The 21,830-nt window shown below is 38.1% G+C and carries 7 protein-coding genes; 1 reads left to right on the forward strand and 6 read right to left on the reverse strand.

The annotated features are described in order from the left end of the window. Window positions 1-73: 73 nt before the first annotated feature. The 6 genes from ABVM49_RS13460 to ABVM49_RS13485 all read right to left on the reverse strand — a co-directional run bounded on the left by ABVM49_RS13460 (window position 74) and on the right by ABVM49_RS13485 (window position 19,693). Window positions 74-526 (reverse strand): peroxiredoxin, encoded by a 453-nt coding sequence (locus ABVM49_RS13460; protein WP_405202376.1) that lies wholly within the window; start codon window positions 524-526, stop codon window positions 74-76. Next, window positions 527-937, reverse strand: a complete 411-nt coding sequence (locus ABVM49_RS13465; RefSeq protein ID WP_405202377.1) for a 6-pyruvoyl trahydropterin synthase family protein — start codon at window positions 935-937, stop codon at window positions 527-529. After that, window positions 934-1,452: an isopentenyl-diphosphate Delta-isomerase gene (idi, locus tag ABVM49_RS13470; RefSeq protein ID WP_375253475.1), complete on the reverse strand. Its 519-nt coding sequence runs from the start codon at window positions 1,450-1,452 to the stop codon at window positions 934-936. Before idi ends, ABVM49_RS13465 begins: the two co-directional genes overlap by 4 nt. A 76-nt stretch (window positions 1,453-1,528) precedes the next feature. Next, window positions 1,529-3,478 (reverse strand): OmpA family protein, encoded by a 1,950-nt coding sequence (locus ABVM49_RS13475; protein ID WP_405202378.1) that lies wholly within the window; start codon window positions 3,476-3,478, stop codon window positions 1,529-1,531. A gap of 9 nt (window positions 3,479-3,487) precedes the next feature. Continuing rightward, window positions 3,488-4,432: a type IX secretion system membrane protein PorP/SprF gene (locus ABVM49_RS13480; RefSeq protein ID WP_038596626.1), complete on the reverse strand. Its 945-nt coding sequence runs from the start codon at window positions 4,430-4,432 to the stop codon at window positions 3,488-3,490. Window positions 4,433-4,540: 108 nt separating this feature from the next. After that, window positions 4,541-19,693: an Ig-like domain-containing protein gene (locus ABVM49_RS13485; RefSeq protein WP_405202379.1), complete on the reverse strand. Its 15,153-nt coding sequence runs from the start codon at window positions 19,691-19,693 to the stop codon at window positions 4,541-4,543. A 513-nt stretch (window positions 19,694-20,206) separates the two neighbouring features. Here ABVM49_RS13485 and ABVM49_RS13490 point away from each other — a divergent pair. Further along, window positions 20,207-21,799, forward strand: a complete 1,593-nt coding sequence (locus ABVM49_RS13490) for a peptide chain release factor 3 (RefSeq protein WP_405202380.1) — start codon at window positions 20,207-20,209, stop codon at window positions 21,797-21,799. Window positions 21,800-21,830 lie beyond the last annotated feature (31 nt).

The raw sequence follows: 21,830 nt of genomic DNA on the forward strand, positions 1-21,830 counted from the left end.
TTTTGTTTTAAAGCTATGATGGGTATTTAAAACTCTTAGAGCTGTGAGTACGCTTTCGCGAAAGCGTAAAAGATTACAGCCCTTTTATTACAGAAAGCGCTTTAGGAATATGCTTTCCAGCCATCATACTATTAAAACGCATTTTAACGGTGCCTGTGGCATCTATAACAAAGGTCTCTCGTCCTGGTAACAAACCTAGAAGTTCGTTCTTTACACCGTATAAACGGCGAATTTTATTTTTTTGATCTGAAAGGGTGTCAAAAGGTAGGTTGTGCTTTGCTCTAAATCGTTTATGACTGGCCACACTATCTGCACTTATACCGAATACCTTTGCCCCGGCATCTGTAAAATCTTGGTATTGATCTCTAAAACTACAAGCCTGTGCAGTACAACCAGGCGTGAAATTTTTAGGATAAAAATAAATAACCATAGGTACTTGCCCCAACAGTGAATCTATAGAAACATCTTTGCCATCTTGATTTTTTAAACTAAAGCCTGGTGCCTTATCCCCTACTTTTAATACCATTTACTCTCCTTTATAGGTTACAAAGTTACGCGGTGTCTCATATAGGGTAACCTCCAGATCAAATTTAGGTTCTAATGCTTTTTTAATTCTATTATAAATGACAACTGCAATATTTTCTGCCGTTGGGTTGAGCTCTTTAAACTCCTGTACCTCTAGGTTAAGGTTTTTATGATCTAGGTAGTCTTCTACCTGAGCTTTTATAATATCCTTTAAAATTTTAAGATCTATCAAAAATCCGGTTTCTGGATCTATCTCTCCAATAACACTTACAGTAAGGTCGTAATTATGACCGTGAAAATTAGGGTTACTACACTTACCGAAAATCTGGCTATTTTTTTCATCATTCCAGTCTGGTCTATATAACCTATGTGCAGCATTAAAATGTGCTTTTCTGTGTGCAGTTATTCTCATCGCTCAATGTGATTATAAAATTTATCAAAAATGATCTTAAACCAAGCTGTATACAATTCTGGTCTGTTTACAATATCTTGCTTTACATCTTCAAGCCCCATCCACTTCCAGGCAGCTACTTCTTCCTCATTAATTACAGGCTCTTGCTCTGAGTGACCTATTAGTATATGATCTAACTCGTGCTCGGTAAGTCCATTATCAAAAGGAGCTTTATAAATAAAAGATATACTTTCTTCTAAGGGAACGGTAAAACCCATCTCCTCTTGTAACCTGCGTGTACCTGCTTCTATATTGCTCTCACCATCGCGCTGGTGACTGCAACAGGTATTTGTCCATAAGCCGGGACTGTGGTATTTGTGAAGTGCTCTTTGCTGGAGCATAAGCTCCTTTTTATCATTGAAGACAAATACTGAAAAAGCGCGATGTAAAACGGCCTTTTCGTGAGCTTCCATTTTGGGCATTAGCCCTATTTTATTGTCATTTTCATCTACTAAGATGACTAATTCTTCTTTCATAAGCTTTGTAAAAATACAAATAACTCATAAAAAAAGCGCCTCATATGAGACGCTCTTAAAATTATTGAAAGTAAGGTTAGTTATTACTTAAAACTATAAACTCACTTCTTCTGTTAAGTTGATGTTGTTCTTCACTACACTGAACACCGTTTGAACATTCATTAACTAGCTGAGACTCTCCATAACCGCGACCAGAAAGTCTAGATGGATTAATTCCTTTTGCAATAAGCCAGTCTCTAGTAGATACATTACGGTTTTGTGATAGTGTGCGGTTGTACTCATCATTACCTCTACTATCTGTATGTGATCTTACGTCTATACGTACTGAAGGGTACGTTTCCATATACACAAGAACTTTTGCAAGTTCAATCTCTGCATCTGGTCTTATGTAGTACTTATCAAAATCAAAATATATAGGATTCAGGTTTAATATTTTTGCAATATCGTCTCCTGGTTTTGCAATTTGAGTAGCACGTTCTAATTGTAAAAACTCTTGAATTTCACCAGACAGATTAGGAGTAGACACTCTTTTTTCTACTGTAGTGTATCCATCCTTTGATCCTCTTAAAAGATATTTTGCATCACACTCTGGTTCAAACTCAAAAGTTGCTTTTCTACCAGTAATAATAGATTCAATAAGATTATTCATATCATCATATAAAGCCACAGTAGCATCTTTTAAAAGCTCTTCTGTATTTTTATCTGTTACATTACCAGTTAGTAATATTTCACAAAGTGGTTCTGGTCTTCTAAGCTGTCTTATCATATAGATGTCATCATCTATACCAGATTTACCACGGTTAGATGAAAGAAATCCAGTCTTAGTTTCAGAATCAATTATAAATGCAAAATCATCTTTAGAAGTGTTTGCTGGTTCTCCTATGTTAAGTATTGTAACATCATCACCAGTGGCATCTAAGTTAGTTAAGAATATATCTAAACCTCCTAGGCCCGGGTGACCGTTTGAAGCAAAAAATAAATCGTTTGCTGCGCTTACATATGGAAAACTCTCTCTTCCCTCAGTATTAATTCTATTACCAAGGTTTACTGGCTCTCCATAAGTGCCATCATCATTAATTGCTACATACCATAAATCTGCCTGACCTAAAGTACCTGGCATATCTGAAGAGAAGTATAATTTTTTACCATCTGGGCTTAAAGCCGGGTGAGCTACGGTATAATTATCACTATTAAATGGTAATTCTTTAACTCCGCCCCAAGCGCCATTTCTATAACTTGCACGGTATAGCTTTAACTTGTTTGTGCCTGTACTATCTTTACTAAAGATACCATTGCTATAGTTATTACGTGTGAAATACATAACGCTATCTCCTTTTGCAAAAACTGGAGAACTCTCGTGATATTGAGTGTTAAGATTAGCACTAAATGGCTTAGCAAATTTAGTTCCACCATCTTGTCCCACTTTACTAGTATCAACTTGGTATAAGTTTAAGAATGGCTGACCGTTCCATTTATGAACACGTTTTGTGTAACCGCCTGTATCTCTGTTTGAGGCAAAAATCAATTTGTCCTTATACAATGCAGATCCAAAATCTGAGTATCCAGAATTAATTTGAGTGATAGAAACATCGTAAGCTCCTTTTTGCTTTTCAATCTCTCTCAGGTAATCTGGTGCTTTTCTAAATAATACAGCTCTAGTATCATCCTCTCCAAGGTCATAAAATCTAGCCATCATCTTATCAGATAATGCATAATCTTTTGTAGCTCTTAGTGAAGTTGCATATCTAAAGTAAACCTCTGGCTCTACTTCTTCCGGAAATTGCTCTATGAGCTTACCATAATACGTTGCCGCCTCCTCATACTTAGCGTTCAAATAATAGGAATCTGCAAGTCTCTTAAAAAGATCACCAGACTCATATCCTTTGTCAACTACTTTTTGATAAATCTCTTGAGAATTTACATAATCATACTGATTAAATCTCTTTGTTGCTCTTTCTATCTTTTTTTCCTGCGCGTATCCAAAAAATGCAGTAAGAAGAAATATAAATAATGTAATTTTTTTCATAGTACTGTATTAAAAGAATCGTGGGGTTAACATTCTGTCATACTCATTGAAAAGCTCAAATCTCAAAAAGACTTCAAAACTACCGTCATTATAAACAGTGTCACCTAAGTCTGTGCTTTCTCTATCATAAGCAAGCCCTATCAACATACTATCTGAAACTTGAAAACCTACAAGACCACTTAATGCAGCACTCCATCTGTAAGCTGCCCCAAGGTGAAGTTTTTCCATCACTAGGAAGTTTGCAGTAAGATCAACTTGTAATGGGGCACCTTGTACCATTTTTACAAGTGTACTAGGCTTAAATTTAAGTTGATCACTTATGTCAAAAGTATAGCCCATAATACCATAATAATGAATACGGTCTTTTGCAATAAAACTAGCTCCATTGCTATTATTACCTACATCAAAATGTTCTGTTTGAATAAGATTAGGCACACTTACACCAGCATAAAAATTATCAGTATGATAGTATAAACCAGCACCTATAATAGGTGATATTTTATTATCAATGTTTTGTGAGAACCTTGGGTCTGTCACATCAAAAAGCGTGAGTTTAGTAAAATCCACATCGAGTATGTGACCTCCTCCTTTAAGTCCAAAGCTAAGTTTACCAGTATCTGAAGTATTAACTGTATAACTAAAGTCTACTCCCACATATGTCTCCTGAGATGGTCCAAGTGCGTCATTGACTATAGATAGACCAAGTCCAACTTTACCCTCTCCTATAGGTGAGTGCACACTTAAACTTTGTGTACGTGGTGCCCCGTCGAGACCAACCCACTGGCTTCTATGAAGACCTACAATACTAGTAACTCCCCTATTTCCTGCATAGGCAGGATTAATTGCCACCGTATTATACATATACTGTGTGTACTGTGGATCTTGCTGAGCGCTTACTTCAGTAAAACTTAGCATTGTAATCAATAGCAATACAATGAGATGTAGCTTTTTCATTCTAATCTTAGTTTAAATCATTTAGTAAAACGACCTCCGCTGTTTAAGCCGATTGATCGTTTTACCTAATGTTATTGTTATTACGCTTTCGCGAAAGCGGTTTTCTTGTTATCTGTTAATATATAAATATCCACTCAATCTTTTTAGTCCATCTTCTGTCTGATAGTTAATCAGGTAGTAGTATGTTCCTTCTGGAAGTTCTTTATCTGAATTGATAGTAGCTCTTCCGTCAGAAAATCCTCTAAATACAACTGTTTGGTTATCATATCCATTTCCTTCAAATACCTGAACACCCCATCTGTTAAAGATCTGAACATTATTATCTGGGAAGTCTACAATTCCTTCAATAATAAATATATCGTTCTGTCCATCTCCATCTGGAGAAATTCCAGTAAATACCTCAAGGTCTGTAACATTAAGAACACTTGGTATGATTGTTACCGTTGGATCATCTGGATTACCATCACCATTTACATCAACGTTTGTATCATCAGTTGGATCATCAGATAAGTCCATTAGTTCTGTACCATCAGGTAATACACCACTTACAGTTGCCTGGTTTAATACTTGTCCATTTTCAATATCTTCTTCGGTAATTAGATATGTTGCTGTAAACGTAGTACTATCAGACTCTCCTGGTAATAATGTAATAGGTCCTCCCTCTACATCTACAAGTGGATCTGTAATTACAATATCTTCAATAGTTAATTCACCAGTATTTGTTACTGTAAATGTATATTGAATAATTTCACCTGGTTCGTACACACCATCACCGTTAAGATCTATGAGCTCTCCAGTTTTCTCAAGAGCTATTGAATTTGCTCCAGTTGGTAGTATTGTAATAGTAACATCTTCTTCACCTTCTGCAGTACTATCATCATCTGATGTATCTTCTACGTCATCTCCATTAGGATTCTGACCCGTTGCAAGTGCTTGGTTTTCTACCATTCCTGCATCTACATCGTCTTGTGTTAGTGTGTATACAGCAACAAATGTTGTACTATCACTAGCTCCAGGCTCAAGATCTATAGGACCCCCAGTTACAGCTACTAATGGATCTGTTATAACAATATTTGATATCGTAACATTTCCAGTATTTGATACTGTAAAGTTATAAGTGATTGTCTCACCAGCTTGTGCAAAACCATCTCCATCCTCATCATTAAACGTTCCAGTTTTTACAACTGCAATAGATCCAACATCTTCTGGTAAATCTGTAATTGTAACATCATCCTCACCTTCTTCAGTACTATCATCATCCGATGTATCTTCTACGTCATCTCCACTTGGGTTCTGACCCGTTGCAAGTGCTTGGTTTTCTACCATTCCTGCATCTATATCTTCTTGTGTTAATACATACTCAGCTACAAATGTTGTTGCATCACTAGCTCCTGGTACTAAATCAATAGGACCGCCAGTTACTGTTACTAATGGATCTGTTACAATAATGTTTGTTACTGTTACATTTCCTGTGTTTGTCACTGTGAAGTTATAAGTAATTGTCTCACCAGCTTGTGCAAAGCCATCTCCATCCTCATCATTGAACGTTCCAGTCTTAACAATTGCTATCATTCCTGGATCTTCTGGTAAATCTGTGATTGTTACATCATCATCACCTTCTACTGTACTATCATCATCTGATGTATCTTCTACGTCATCTCCATTAGGATTCTGACCCGTTGCAAGTGCTTGGTTTTCTACCATTCCTGCATCTACATCTTCTTGTGTTAATACATACTCAGCTACAAACGTTGTTGCATCACTAGCTCCAGGTACTAAATCAATAGGACCGCCAGTTACTGTTACTAATGGATCTGTTACAATAATGTTTGTTACTGTTACATTTCCTGTGTTTGTCACTGTGAAGTTATAAGTGATTGTCTCACCAGCTTGTGCAAAACCATCTCCATCCTCATCATTGAACGTTCCAGTCTTAACAATTGCTATTGTTCCTGGATCTTCTGGTAAATCTGTGATTGTTATATCATCATCACCTTCTACTGTACTATCATCATCTGATGTATCTTCTACGTCATCTCCACTTGGATTCTGACCAGTTGCAAGTGCTTGGTTTTCTACCATTCCTGCATCTACATCGTCTTGTGTTAATACATACTCAGCTACAAACGTAGTCGCATCAATAGCTCCTGGTACTAAATCAATAGGACCGCCAGTTACTGTTACTAATGGATCTGTTACAATAATGTTTGTTACTGTTACATTTCCTGTGTTTGTCACTGTGAAGTTATAAGTGATTGTCTCACCTACTTGTGCAAAACCATCTCCATCCTCATCATTGAACGTTCCAGTCTTAACAATTGCTATTGTTCCTGGATCTTCTGGTAAATCTGTGATTGTTATATCATCATCACCTTCTACTGTACTATCATCATCTGATGTATCTTCTACGTCATCTCCACTTGGATTCTGACCAGTTGCAAGTGCTTGGTTTTCTACCATTCCTGCATCTACATCGTCTTGTGTTAATACATACTCAGCTACAAACGTAGTCGCATCAATAGCTCCTGGTACTAAATCAATAGGACCGCCAGTTACTGTTACTAATGGATCTGTTACAATAATGTTTGTTACTGTTACATTTCCTGTGTTTGTCACTGTGAAGTTATAAGTGATTGTCTCACCTACTTGTGCAAAACCATCTCCATCCTCATCATTGAACGTTCCAGTCTTAACAATTGCTATTGTTCCTGGATCTTCTGGTAAATCTGTGATTGTTATATCATCATCACCTTCTACTGTACTATCATCATCTGATGTATCTTCTACGTCATCTCCACTTGGATTCTGACCAGTTGCAAGTGCTTGGTTTTCTACCATTCCTGCATCTACATCTTCTTGTGTTAATACATACTCAGCTACAAACGTTGTTGCATCACTAGCTCCAGGTACTAAATCAATAGGACCGCCAGTTACTGTTACTAATGGATCTGTTACAATAATGTTTGTTACTGTTACATTTCCTGTGTTTGTCACTGTGAAGTTATAAGTGATTGTCTCACCTACTTGTGCAAAACCATCTCCATCCTCATCATTGAACGTTCCAGTCTTAACAATTGCTATTGTTCCTGGATCTTCTGGTAAATCTGTGATTGTTATATCATCATCACCTTCTACTGTACTATCATCATCTGATGTATCTTCTACGTCATCTCCACTTGGATTCTGACCAGTTGCAAGTGCTTGGTTTTCTACCATTCCTGCATCTACATCTTCTTGTGTTAATACATACTCAGCTACAAACGTTGTTGCATCACTAGCTCCAGGTACTAAATCAATAGGACCGCCAGTTACTGTTACTAATGGATCTGTTACAATAATGTTTGTTACTGTTACATTTCCTGTGTTTGTCACTGTGAAGTTATAAGTGATTGTCTCACCTACTTGTGCAAAACCATCTCCATCCTCATCATTGAACGTTCCAGTCTTAACAATTGCTATTGTTCCTGGATCTTCTGGTAAATCTGTGATTGTTATATCATCATCACCTTCTACTGTACTATCATCATCTGATGTATCTTCTACGTCATCTCCACTTGGATTCTGACCAGTTGCAAGTGCTTGGTTTTCTACCATTCCTGCATCTACATCGTCTTGTGTTAATACATACTCAGCTACAAACGTAGTCGCATCAATAGCTCCTGGTACTAAATCAATAGGACCGCCAGTTACTGTTACTAATGGATCTGTTACAATAATGTTTGTTACTGTTACATTTCCTGTGTTTGTCACTGTGAAGTTATAAGTGATTGTCTCACCTACTTGTGCAAAACCATCTCCATCCTCATCATTGAACGTTCCAGTCTTAACAATTGCTATTGTTCCTGGATCTTCTGGTAAATCTGTGATTGTTATATCATCATCACCTTCTACTGTACTATCATCATCTGATGTATCTTCTACGTCATCTCCACTTGGATTCTGACCAGTTGCAAGTGCTTGGTTTTCTACCATTCCTGCATCTACATCGTCTTGTGTTAATACATACTCAGCTACAAACGTTGTTGCATCACTAGCTCCTGGTACTAAATCAATAGGACCGTCAGTTACTGTTACTAATGGATCTGTTACAATAATGTTTGTTACCGTTACATTTCCTGTGTTTGTCACTGTGAAGTTATAAGTGATTGTCTCACCTACTTGTGCAAAACCATCCCCATCTTCATCATTGAACGTTCCAGTCTTAACAATTGCTATTGTTCCTGGATCTTCTGGTAAATCTGTGATTGTTATATCCTCTTCTCCTTCTACTGTACTATTATCATCAGAAGTATCAACTACATCATCTCCATTTGGATCCTGACCAGTTACAAGCGCTTGGTTTTCTACCATACCTGCATCCACATCTTCTTGAGTTAATACATACTCAGCAATAAACGTAGTATCATCATTAGTTCCAGGTACTAAATCAATAGGACCGCCAGTTACAGTTACTAATGGATCTGTTACAATAATGTTTATTACTGTTACATTTCCTGTATTTGTCACTGTGAAGTTATAAGTGATTGTTTCACCAGCTTGTGCAAAACCATCTCCATCTTCATCATTAAACGTTCCAGTCTTAACGATTGCAATCTCCGGATCCTGATTAAGAACTGTAATAGTACATTCCATACAATCTGGATCATTAAGAGGATTATTAGGATCTATACCAGTTGGATCTTCAGACGCATCTGTTGCTATTTCTCCAGCTGGATCTTGACCTGTAGCAATTGCTTGGTTGTATACAGCTCCTGTATTAATATCCTCTTGAGTTATTGCGTATATAGCTGTAAAAGTCATTGAATCACTTTCTCCAACTTCAAGATCAATAGGTCCACCCATTACATCAACTAGTTCATCAGTTAAAGTAATATCGCTCAATGGTACATCACCATTATTGAAAACAATAAAGTTGTATATAATTGAGTCACCAAGGTTCACTACTCCATCCTCATTTGTATCCTCATAATTACCTTCTTTAAATACATCTAGTGATGGATTATCTGGAGTTACTGTTACTACTACAGTAGCAGTCTCAGTAGTCGTTGTTCCATCAGGGTTTGTTACAGTTACCGTGTAATCAAAAGTATCTTCTCCATTGAAATTCGGATCTGGAGTATAGGTTACTGTTCCATCATCATTGATCACTACAGTTCCGTTTGCAGGATCTGTAACATCAGTTACTTCTACATCAGCAGCAGGATCGAAAGTATCATTATCTAATACATCAATATCTACTGGTGTATCTTCAGGTGTTTCTATTGTATCATCAACTGCATCCTCCTCTGGAGTTACTGTTACTACTACAGTAGCAGTCTCAGTAGTTGTTGTTCCATCAGGGTTTGTTACAGTTACTGTGTAATCAAAGGTATCTTCTCCGTTGAAATCAGGATCTGGAGTATACGTTACTGTTCCATCATCATTGATTACTACAGTTCCGTTTGCAGGATCTGTAACATCAGTTACTTCTACATCAGCAGCAGGATCGAAAGTATCATTATCTAATACATCAATATCTACTGGTGTATCTTCAGGTGTGGTCTCAGCGTCATCCATTACATCCTCCTCTGGAGTTACTGTTACTACTACAGTAGCTGTCTCAGTTGTCGTTGTTCCATCAGGGTTTGTTACAGTTACTGTGTATTCAAAAGTATCTTCTCCGTTGAAATCAGGATCTGGAGTGTACGTTACTGTTCCATCATCGTTGATCACTACAGTTCCATTTGCAGGATCTGTAACATCAGTTACTTCTACATCAGCAGCAGGATCGAAAGTATCATTATCTAATACATCAATATCTACTGGTGTATCTTCAGGTGTGGTCTCAGCGTCATCCATTACATCCTCCTCTGGAGTTACTGTTACTACTACAGTAGCAGTCTCAGTAGTTGTTGTTCCATCAGGGTTGGTTACAGTTACTGTGTATTCAAAAGTATCTTCTCCGTTGAAATCAGGATCTGGAGTGTACGTTACTGTTCCATCATCGTTGATCACTACAGTTCCATTTGCAGGATCTGTAACATCAGTTACTTCTACATCAGCAGCAGGATCGAAAGTATCATTATCTAATACATCAATATCTACTGGTGTATCTTCAGGTGTGGTCTCAGCGTCATCCATTACATCCTCCTCTGGAGTTACTGTTACTACTACAGTAGCAGTCTCAGTAGTTGTTGTTCCATCAGGGTTTGTTACAGTTACTGTGTATTCAAAAGTATCTTCTCCGTTGAAATCAGGATCTGGAGTATACGTTACTGTTCCATCATCATTGATTACTACAGTTCCGTTTGCAGGATCTGTAACATCAGTTACTTCTACATCAGCACCAGGATCGAAACTATCATTCTCTAATACATCAATATCTACTGGTGTATCTTCAGGTGTGGTCTCAGCGTCATCCATTACATCCTCCTCTGGAGTTACTGTTACTACTACAGTAGCAGTCTCAGTAGTTGTTGTTCCATCAGGGTTGGTTACAGTTACTGTGTAATCAAAAGTATCTTCTCCGTTGAAATCAGGATCTGGAGTGTACGTTACTGTTCCATCATCGTTGATCACTACAGTTCCATTTGCAGGATCTGTAACATCAGTTACTTCTACATCAGCAGCAGGATCGAAAGTATCATTATCTAATACATCAATATCTACTGGTGTATCTTCAGGTGTGGTCTCAGCGTCATCCATTACATCCTCCTCTGGAGTTACTGTTACTACTACAGTAGCTGTCTCAGTTGTCGTTGTTCCATCAGGGTTTGTTACAGTTACTGTGTAATCAAAGGTATCTTCTCCGTTGAAATCAGGATCTGGAGTGTACGTTACTGTTCCATCATCGTTGATCACTACAGTTCCATTTGCAGGATCTGTAACATCAGTTACTTCATTATTAGTTCCTTCAAAAGTATCATTGTCTAATAAGTCTATATTCACTGGAGTATCCTCTGGAGTAGTATCTGCATCATCAACAACATCTGCAATAGGATTTACCGTTACCGTTACAGTAGCTGTCTCAGTTGTCGTTGTTCCATCAGGGTTGGTTACTGTTACCGTGTAATCAAAAGTATCTTCTCCATTAAAATCAGGATCCGGAGTGTACGTTACTGTTCCATCATCGTTGATCACTACAGTTCCATTTGCAGGATCTGTAACATCAGTTACTTCTACATCAGCAGCAGGATCGAAAGTATCATTATCTAATACATCAATATCTACTGGTGTATCTTCAGGTGTGGTCTCAGCGTCATCCATTACATCCTCCTCTGGAGTTACTGTTACTACTACAGTAGCAGTCTCAGTAGTTGTTGTTCCATCAGGGTTGGTTACAGTTACTGTGTATTCAAAAGTATCTTCTCCGTTGAAATCAGGATCTGGAGTATACGTTACTGTTCCATCATCATTGATTACTACAGTTCCGTTTGCAGGATCTGTAACATCAGTTACTTCTACATCAGCACCAGGATCGAAAGTATCATTATCTAATACATCAATATCTACTGGTGTATCTTCAGGTGTGGTCTCAGCGTCATCCATTACATCCTCCTCTGGAGTTACTGTTACTACTACAGTAGCAGTCTCAGTAGTTGTTGTTCCATCAGGGTTGGTTACAGTTACTGTGTATTCAAAAGTATCTTCTCCGTTGAAATCAGGATCTGGAGTATACGTTACTGTTCCATCATCATTGATTACTACAGTTCCGTTTGCAGGATCTGTAACATCAGTTACTTCTACATCAGCACCAGGATCGAAAGTATCATTATCTAATACATCAATATCTACTGGTGTATCTTCAGGTGTGGTCTCAGCGTCATCCATTACATCCTCCTCTGGAGTTACTGTTACTACTACAGTAGCAGTCTCAGTAGTTGTTGTTCCATCAGGGTTGGTTACAGTTACTGTGTAATCAAAAGTATCTTCTCCGTTGAAATCAGGATCTGGAGTGTACGTTACTGTTCCATCATCGTTGATCACTACAGTTCCATTTGCAGGATCTGTAACATCAGTTACTTCTACATCAGCAGCAGGATCGAAAGTATCATTATCTAATACATCAATATCTACTGGTGTATCTTCAGGTGTGGTCTCAGCGTCATCCATTACATCCTCCTCTGGAGTTACTGTTACTACTACAGTAGCTGTCTCAGTTGTCGTTGTTCCATCAGGGTTTGTTACAGTTACTGTGTAATCAAAGGTATCTTCTCCGTTGAAATCAGGATCTGGAGTGTACGTTACTGTTCCATCATCGTTGATCACTACAGTTCCATTTGCAGGATCTGTAACATCAGTTACTTCTACATCAGCAGCAGGATCGAAAGTATCATTATCTAATACATCAATATCTACTGGTGTATCTTCAGGTGTGGTCTCAGCGTCATCCATTACATCCTCCTCTGGAGTTACTGTTACTACTACAGTAGCAGTCTCAGTAGTTGTTGTTCCATCAGGGTTTGTTACAGTTACTGTGTATTCAAAAGTATCTTCTCCGTTGAAATCAGGATCTGGAGTGTACGTTACTGTTCCATCATCGTTGATCACTACAGTTCCATTTGCAGGATCTGTAACATCAGTTACTTCTACATCAGCAGCAGGATCGAAAGTATCATTATCTAATACATCAATATCTACTGGTGTATCTTCAGGTGTGGTCTCAGCGTCATCCATTACATCCTCCTCTGGAGTTACTGTTACTACTACAGTAGCTGTCTCAGTTGTCGTTGTTCCATCAGGGTTTGTTACAGTTACTGTGTAATCAAAGGTATCTTCTCCGTTGAAATCAGGATCTGGAGTGTACGTTACTGTTCCATCATCGTTGATCACTACAGTTCCATTTGCAGGATCTGTAACATCAGTTACTTCTACATCAGCAGCAGGATCGAAAGTATCATTATCTAATACATCAATATCTACTGGTGTATCTTCAGGTGTGGTCTCAGCGTCATCCATTACATCCTCCTCTGGAGTTACTGTTACTACTACAGTAGCAGTCTCAGTAGTTGTTGTTCCATCAGGGTTTGTTACAGTTACTGTGTATTCAAAAGTATCTTCTCCGTTGAAATCAGGATCTGGAGTGTACGTTACTGTTCCATCATCGTTGATCACTACAGTTCCATTTGCAGGATCTGTAACATCAGTTACTTCTACATCAGCAGCAGGATCGAAAGTATCATTATCTAATACATCAATATCTACTGGTGTATCTTCAGGTGTGGTCTCAGCGTCATCCATTACATCCTCCTCTGGAGTTACTGTTACTACTACAGTAGCAGTCTCAGTAGTTGTTGTTCCATCAGGGTTGGTTACAGTTACTGTGTATTCAAAAGTATCTTCTCCGTTGAAATCAGGATCTGGAGTATACGTTACTGTTCCATCATCATTGATTACTACAGTTCCGTTTGCAGGATCTGTAACATCAGTTACTTCTACATCAGCACCAGGATCGAAAGTATCATTATCTAATACATCAATATCTACTGGTGTATCTTCAGGTGTGGTCTCAGCGTCATCCATTACATCCTCCTCTGGAGTTACTGTTACTACTACAGTAGCAGTCTCAGTAGTTGTTGTTCCATCAGGGTTGGTTACAGTTACTGTGTAATCAAAAGTATCTTCTCCGTTGAAATCAGGATCTGGAGTGTACGTTACTGTTCCATCATCGTTGATCACTACAGTTCCATTTGCAGGATCTGTAACATCAGTTACTTCTACATCAGCAGCAGGATCGAAAGTATCATTATCTAATACATCAATATCTACTGGTGTATCTTCAGGTGTGGTCTCAGCGTCATCCATTACATCCTCCTCTGGAGTTACTGTTACTACTACAGTAGCTGTCTCAGTTGTCGTTGTTCCATCAGGGTTTGTTACAGTTACTGTGTAATCAAAGGTATCTTCTCCGTTGAAATCAGGATCTGGAGTGTACGTTACTGTTCCATCATCGTTGATCACTACAGTTCCATTTGCAGGATCTGTAACATCAGTTACTTCATTATTAGTTCCTTCAAAAGTATCATTGTCTAATAAGTCTATATTCACTGGAGTATCCTCTGGAGTAGTATCTGCATCATCAACAACATCTGCAATAGGATTTACCGTTACCGTTACAGTAGCTGTCTCAGTTGTCGTTGTTCCATCAGGGTTGGTTACTGTTACCGTGTAATCAAAAGTATCTTCTCCATTAAAATCAGGATCCGGAGTGTACGTTACTGTTCCATCATCGTTGATCACTACAGTTCCATTTGCAGGATCTGTAACATCAGTTACTGCTACATCAGCATTTGCATCAAAAGTATCGTTTTCTAATACGTTAATTTCTACAGGTACATCCTCATCAGTACTCACACTATCAGCAGCGACATCATCCACACCTGTTACCGTTACAACTACAGTAGCTGTCTCTGTAGTAGTGGTTCCATCAGCATTGGTAGTCGTTACTGTGTAATCAAAAGTATCTTCTCCATTGAAATCAGGATCTGGAGTGTACGTTACTGTTCCATCATCGTTGATTACTACAGTTCCATTTGCAGGATCTGTAACATCAGTTACCTCATTATTAGTTCCTTCAAAAGTATCATTGTCTAATACATCTATATTCACTGGAGTATCCTCTGGAGTAGTATCTGCATCATCAACAACATCTGCAATAGGATTTACCGTTACCGTTACAGTAGCTGTCTCAGTTGTCGTTGTTCCATCAGGGTTGGTTACTGTTACCGTGTAATCAAAAGTATCTTCTCCATTAAAATCAGGATCTGGAGTATAGATTACTGTTCCATCAGGATTGATCACTACAGTTCCATTTGCAGGGTCAGTAACATCAGTTACTGCTACATCAGCATTTGTATCAAAAGTATCGTTTTCTAATACGTTAATTTCTACAGGTACATCCTCATCAGTACTCGCACTATCAGCAGCGACATCATCCACACCTGTTACCGTTACAACTACAGTAGCTGTCTCTGTAGTAGTGGTTCCATCAGCATTGGTAGTCGTTACTGTGTAATCAAAAGTATCTTCTCCATTGAAATCAGGATCTGGAGTATACGTTACTGTTCCATCATCGTTGATTACTACAGTTCCATTTGCAGGATCTGTAACATCAGTTACCTCATTATTAGTTCCTTCAAAAGTATCATTGTCTAATACATCTATATTCACTGGAGTATCCTCTGGAGTAGTATCTGCATCATCAACAACATCTGCAATAGGATTTACCGTTACCGTTACAGTAGCTGTCTCAGTTGTCGTTGTTCCATCAGGGTTGGTTACTGTTACCGTGTAATCAAAAGTATCTTCTCCATTAAAATCAGGATCTGGAGTATAGATTACTGTTCCATCAGGATTGATCACTACAGTTCCGTTTGCAGGGTCAGTAACATCAGTTACTGCTACATCAGCATTTGCATCAAAAGTATCGTTTTCTAATACGTTAATTTCTACAGGTACATCCTCATCAGTACTCGCACTATCAGCAGCGACATCATCCACACCTGTTACCGTTACAACTACAGTAGCTGTCTCAGAATCCCCATTACTATCTGTAATTTCATATTCAAAAGTATCAGTTCCATTAAAATCAGGATCTGGAGTATAAATTACAGAATCATCAGTTGGGTCATTTGGTGTTCCACCATCATCAACCGTAACTGTCCCATTATCTGGCTGCTCCGTTATAACTATTACTGAATCATTTGGACCATCAGATCCAAAATTATCATTATCCGTAACATCTATTTCTACAGCGGTATCCTCACTTGTAGTTGCAGAATCATTTACAGGAGCAGGAACTTGGTTTGTAGAAGCTACAGTTATTGTTTCTTCATATCTACAACCATTAGCATCTGTTACGACTACTGTATAGTCACCAGCATCGAGACCACTAATAGTTTCTGTTGTTTCACCGTTACTCCAAGATATAGTATAAGGTGGAGTACCTCCTTCTGGGATTGCAGTGGCAGTACCATCATTAGAAGTTGCACCATTTTCGTTTGTACTTGAAACATTAGCAGTTACAGCACTAGTCGGTTCATTTATTACAGCAGATGCTGTAGTTGTACAACCATTACCGTCTGTTACAACTACTGAATAACTACCCGCAGGTAACCCTGTTAAATCTTCAATAGTTTGACCACTACTCCATTCATATGTATAATCTAAAGTACCTCCCGAAACGGTGAGATTTAAAGAACCTGTCGATTCTCCAAAACACAATACATTATTAACAGCTATACCTGCACTCAACACAGTAGGCTCATTTACAGCAACTGTAGACTGAGCAGTACAATTTGTAAATGTATCAGTAACTGTAACTGTATAATTTCCAGCCTCTACATTATTAATATTTTCTGTTGTTGCACCATTACTCCAAGAATAAGTAAATGGACCAACACCACCTGTAGTACTAGAACCTACAGAACCATCTGAAAAACCATTACAACTTACATTTTCAACACTAGTTGTAATTGATAAGTTATTACAACTTCCTGGATTAATAGTTACAGTACTTTCAACAGTACACCCGTTATCATCTGTAACTTCTACAGTATAATCTCCAGGGCTTAAATTATCGATTTGAGCTGTAGTTGCTCCATTGCTCCAAGAGTATGTATACGGAGCTACACCTCCTGTAGCAGAAGCTGTAGCCTCTCCATTAGATAGCCCAGGACCCGTTTCATCTTCTGTAGAAATTGTAACTCCTACAGCTGAACTAGGTTCAGATATTGTCACACTTTGCTCTACTGGCTGACACACAGTACCATCTATAGTTACACTCACTGTATAAACACCAGCACCTATATTATTTAAAGTACTAGAAGTTACACCAGCATCGACTTCTCCATTACTCCAAGTAAATGTAAAAAGAGCGTCTGGATTTGCCTCAGAACTAGCACTTACAGTAGTTGAACCCGTTTCTTCTGACGCACATAACACATCTGTCACAGTACCAATAGCGATAACTGCATCACAAGTGTTTATACAATCTACCACAACACTTTGTGAAAGCTCACAACCATTTGCATCCGTAACAGTTACAGAATATGTACCGTCTGAAAGATCTGAAATACTTGCAACAGTTGCACCATTACTCCATAGATATGAATAAGGAGCTGTTCCTCCAGTAACTGCTGCAGTAGCAGTTCCATCTGCACAATTCTGAGCAGTAGTAGCATTTTCTCTAGTAAGATTTATACTTAGTGGCGAGTCTGGCTCTGTAATAGTAAAAGACTGCTGTATTTCACAATCATTAGCATCTGTAACCACTACTGAATAACTTCCAGCAGCAACATCTTCCAAGTTTGCAGCAGTTGACCCATCACTCCATTCATAAGTATAAGGAGCAGTACCACCACTTACTGTTAGTTGCACAACACCACTACTATCACCATTACATAACACATTAGTTATGGTATCAGCTATAGATAATGCAGCAGTAGGTTGCTCAACACTAAATGTACCATCAACCTCACAACTGTTAGCATCTACAACCGTAACGGTATATGATCCTGCCTCAAGGTTCGAAATGTCTTGTGTAGTTGCACCATTGCTCCACACATATGTATAAGGTGGTGTACCTCCTTGAGGAGTTATATCTATCGCACCATCATTTCCTTCAAAACAAGACACATCCATTATAGTAGTATCAGGAGCTATACTTACAGCCATAGTAGGGCCATTAACTTCAGTGGTAACCTCCAGCTCACAACCATAAGAATCTGACACCACAACAGTGTAAGTGCCTGCACTCAAACCGCTTATATCTTCCGTGGTGGCTCCGTTACTCCACTCAAACTCATAAGGAGGTGTGCCTCCAGATGGCTCAAGGTTTATAGCGCCGTCTGTACCTTCAAAACAACTTACATCTGTAACATCTACAGGTACAGCAACTTCTAAATTTTGTATAATAACACCAGACATAGAAGTTTGAAAACACCCAGTGTTCATATCACGAACTGTAACGGTATAATTACCCTCAGGAAGGCTATTAAAAATTGTAGAAGTTTGAAAAGTTCCGTTGTTAATTTTATACTCCAAATTATCCCCTAAAGGGCTTAAAATAATTAAGTCGGTTGTACCATCCGAATTACAATCTAAATCTACCTGTGCTGTCTCGGGAGGGCTTACATAACTAAGAGTTACAAATGCTGTATCACAAACACTAGCGTTAGGCGCTGGTAAACATACTTGGTATTCAAAAACCACATCACCGGTAAAACCTGCTTGAGGCGTGTAACTAAAAGTACCATCGCTATTTAAGTTAAATGCCGCACCAGCAGGTGATGGACCATTTACTAACGAATATTGAGACCCAACTGGCACATTGTTAGAAAGATCAATATTCCCTTCAAACATCTCATCAAGACACCCTATCTCTAGTTGATCTACAGCATATTTCTGAAGAATAAATAACTTTCCATCTCCGTGATCATTGGAAGCAGCAACAAATTCTACTCTTGATATTTTTGACCCTACAGGTGCTATATCGTTTAGTTCAAAAAGTGCAATAGCAATAGACTGCCCATTTTCAAGTGTTCTACCAGAAGCCCAATAATCAGACTCATCTCCACTAGCTGCTGTTCCTTGATTAGGAGGCTGCACATTTGCAGTTCTTAAATCACCGTTTGTTCTTACAAATGTCTCTCCCAACTTTTGTTCAGCACCTCCACCCGCGGGCGTACCCCACATCTCTATATAGTAACAGTTGTTACCACCACGCTCAGTAACTGCAAGAACACCATCTTGATTAGATGGTATTGCAGGGCTATAGAACAATGTTTGCTTCTGAGCACTTGTAGTTGATGCAGCGGAAAAGTTACCGCAGAAATTAGCTCCGTTTGGATTTGAAGTAAAATAATGGTTTAAGTTCTTATCTTGAAAAGCGCCTATTGCCGCATCATCCCAAGTGTTAGAATCATTAATATTAAGTGTAGCTGTCGAACTATTATTAACTATAAGACTACCATTACGGAAAATTCCATTTGGATTATGTCCAGCACTTCCTAATCTAGTTAATTGATAGTTAGATGGCACCACAAATGTATTATATTCATTTGTACCTACAGTTATAGACCTAATAGTAGCCGGCCTGTTTCTTTCAGTACCTGTAATTTGACCATCATTATTAACATCTTGAACATCGCTATAATCAAAAGTAACGCCAGAAGTAATTGAGGGTGACTGCGACTGTGCACTCACCTCAAAACAACTCAACATTGCAACAATAGCAATACAAGAGATTTTAATAAAACTGCTTAATTGTAATTTTCTTTTCATCTTATTTAATTATTATGCAAAAGCATAATTATACATTTTAAGTACGAAATCAATTCGACTCAAAATTGGTTTAATAAAGTTTTTATGATTTAAGCATTGTGAGAACACACACTACTTATATTTTGATGCAGGTTTGCAAAATTAGACCACAACAAAAAATTCACAAAATACTTCAAAAACCTCTATTTGAGATTTAGTTAAGTTATGTCAATCTAAGTTGGGGGTACAAATATACGCCATTATTGAAATTCGAAATTTGAAAAATCAACTTTTAGCCCAATTGCATTTTATACTCGGCAAAATACACAAAAAAAGCTGTTCAACAGAAATGTTTGAAATACAAATCAACTCAAAGTACAATAAAACCTTAACGCTTTCGCGAAAGCGCATACCCCAAAACGCTTTATTACAGACATTTAAACACTCAATAGATATACAAAACAACCACATACAGTATAAACCAAACACTAACCACTATATAGTATATTTGCAAGCTAAAAGAATGCACATCTTATGAGTTTCAAAAAAGAAATAGCACGTAGAAGAACCTTTGGGATTGTATCTCACCCAGATGCAGGAAAGACTACTCTTACAGAAAAATTACTCCTTTTTGGGGGAGCAATACAAGAAGCAGGAGCTGTAAAATCGAATAAAATCAAGAAAGGAGCCACGAGTGACTTTATGGAAATAGAGCGCCAGCGTGGTATTTCTGTTGCTACTTCTGTACTTGCGTTTGAGTATAATGGTATTAAAGTAAATATACTTGATACACCTGGTCACAAAGATTTTGCCGAAGACACCTTTAGAACACTCACAGCAGTAGATAGTGTAATTGTCGTGGTAGACGTAGCAAAAGGAGTCGAACCACAAACAGAGAAGCTTGTAGAGGTGTGTAGAATGCGTAATATTCCTATGATCGTGTTTGTAAACAAGCTGGATCGTGAAGGTAAAGACGCTTTTGAACTACTTGATGAAATTGAAGAAAAGCTACACCTTAAAGTAACCCCATTAAGCTTCCCTATAGGTATGGGTTACGACTTTAAAGGTATATACAACCTCTGGGAGAAAAACGTAAACCTCTTTAGTGGTGATAGTAGAAAAAATATAGAAGAGACTATTCAAGTTTCAAACCTTGAAGATAATATCTTAGACGAGTTAGTAGGAGAAGATTCTGCAAATAATTTACGTGAAGAATTAGAGCTTGTACAGGGAGTTTACCCTGCATTTGACCAAGAAGAATACCTTGCCGGACACCAACAACCCGTGTTTTTTGGATCTGCATTAAACAATTTTGGAGTGAGAGAGCTCTTAGATTGTTTTGTAAAGATTGCACCGCCACCAAGGCCTAAAATGAGCGAGGAACGTCTTGTCCTACCTAATGAAGATGCTTTTTCTGGATTTGTATTTAAAATACACGCAAATATGGACCCTAAGCACCGAGATAGACTTGCCTTTATAAAGATTGTTTCTGGAGTTTTTGAGCGTAATAAACCATACTTACACGTACGTAATAAGAAAAACCTAAAATTTTCTAGTCCTAATGCATTTTTTGCAGAGCGTAAGGAAATTGTAGACATCTCTTACCCTGGTGATATTGTGGGCTTACACGACACCGGTAACTTTAAGATAGGTGACACCTTAACCTCTGGAGAAATACTACACTATAAAGGTATACCCGCCTTCTCTCCAGAACACTTTAGATACATAAACAATGCTGACCCTATGAAATCTAAGCAGTTAGCAAAGGGTATAGATCAACTTATGGATGAAGGTGTAGCACAATTGTTTACATTAGAACTTAACGGGAGAAAGGTTATAGGTACCGTAGGTGCATTACAATATGAAGTAATACAATACAGACTAGAACACGAGTATGGTGCAAAATGTACATATGAACCTCTAGGCGTATCAAAAGCTTGCTGGGTGGACCCAGAAGACCCTAAAAGTGAAGAATTTAAAGAATTCTTGAGAGTTAAACAGCGATTTATGGCCAAAGACAAAAGAGGTCAACTCGTATTTCTTGCAGACTCCCCTTTTACCTTACAGATGACACAACAAAAATATCCATCTGTAAAAATGCACTACGTGAGTGAATTTAAAGATTAAACAATAAGACATAAAAATTAATATTTATTCA

It is taken from the genome of Dokdonia sp. LLG6352-1 (assembly GCF_045055815.1).
GTDB lineage: Bacteria > Bacteroidota > Bacteroidia > Flavobacteriales > Flavobacteriaceae > Dokdonia > Dokdonia donghaensis.

Coding starts and splice junctions, on each gene's coding strand:
- ABVM49_RS13460 (WP_405202376.1), bottom strand. CDS start 526: ATGGTATTAAAAGTAGGGGATAAGGCACCAGGCTTTAGTTTAAAAAAT.
- ABVM49_RS13465 (WP_405202377.1), bottom strand. CDS start 937: ATGAGAATAACTGCACACAGAAAAGCACATTTTAATGCTGCACATAGG.
- idi (WP_375253475.1), bottom strand. CDS start 1,452: ATGAAAGAAGAATTAGTCATCTTAGTAGATGAAAATGACAATAAAATA.
- ABVM49_RS13475 (WP_405202378.1), bottom strand. CDS start 3,478: ATGAAAAAAATTACATTATTTATATTTCTTCTTACTGCATTTTTTGGA.
- ABVM49_RS13480 (WP_038596626.1), bottom strand. CDS start 4,432: ATGAAAAAGCTACATCTCATTGTATTGCTATTGATTACAATGCTAAGT.
- ABVM49_RS13485 (WP_405202379.1), bottom strand. CDS start 19,693: ATGAAAAGAAAATTACAATTAAGCAGTTTTATTAAAATCTCTTGTATT.
- ABVM49_RS13490 (WP_405202380.1), top strand. CDS start 20,207: ATGAGTTTCAAAAAAGAAATAGCACGTAGAAGAACCTTTGGGATTGTA.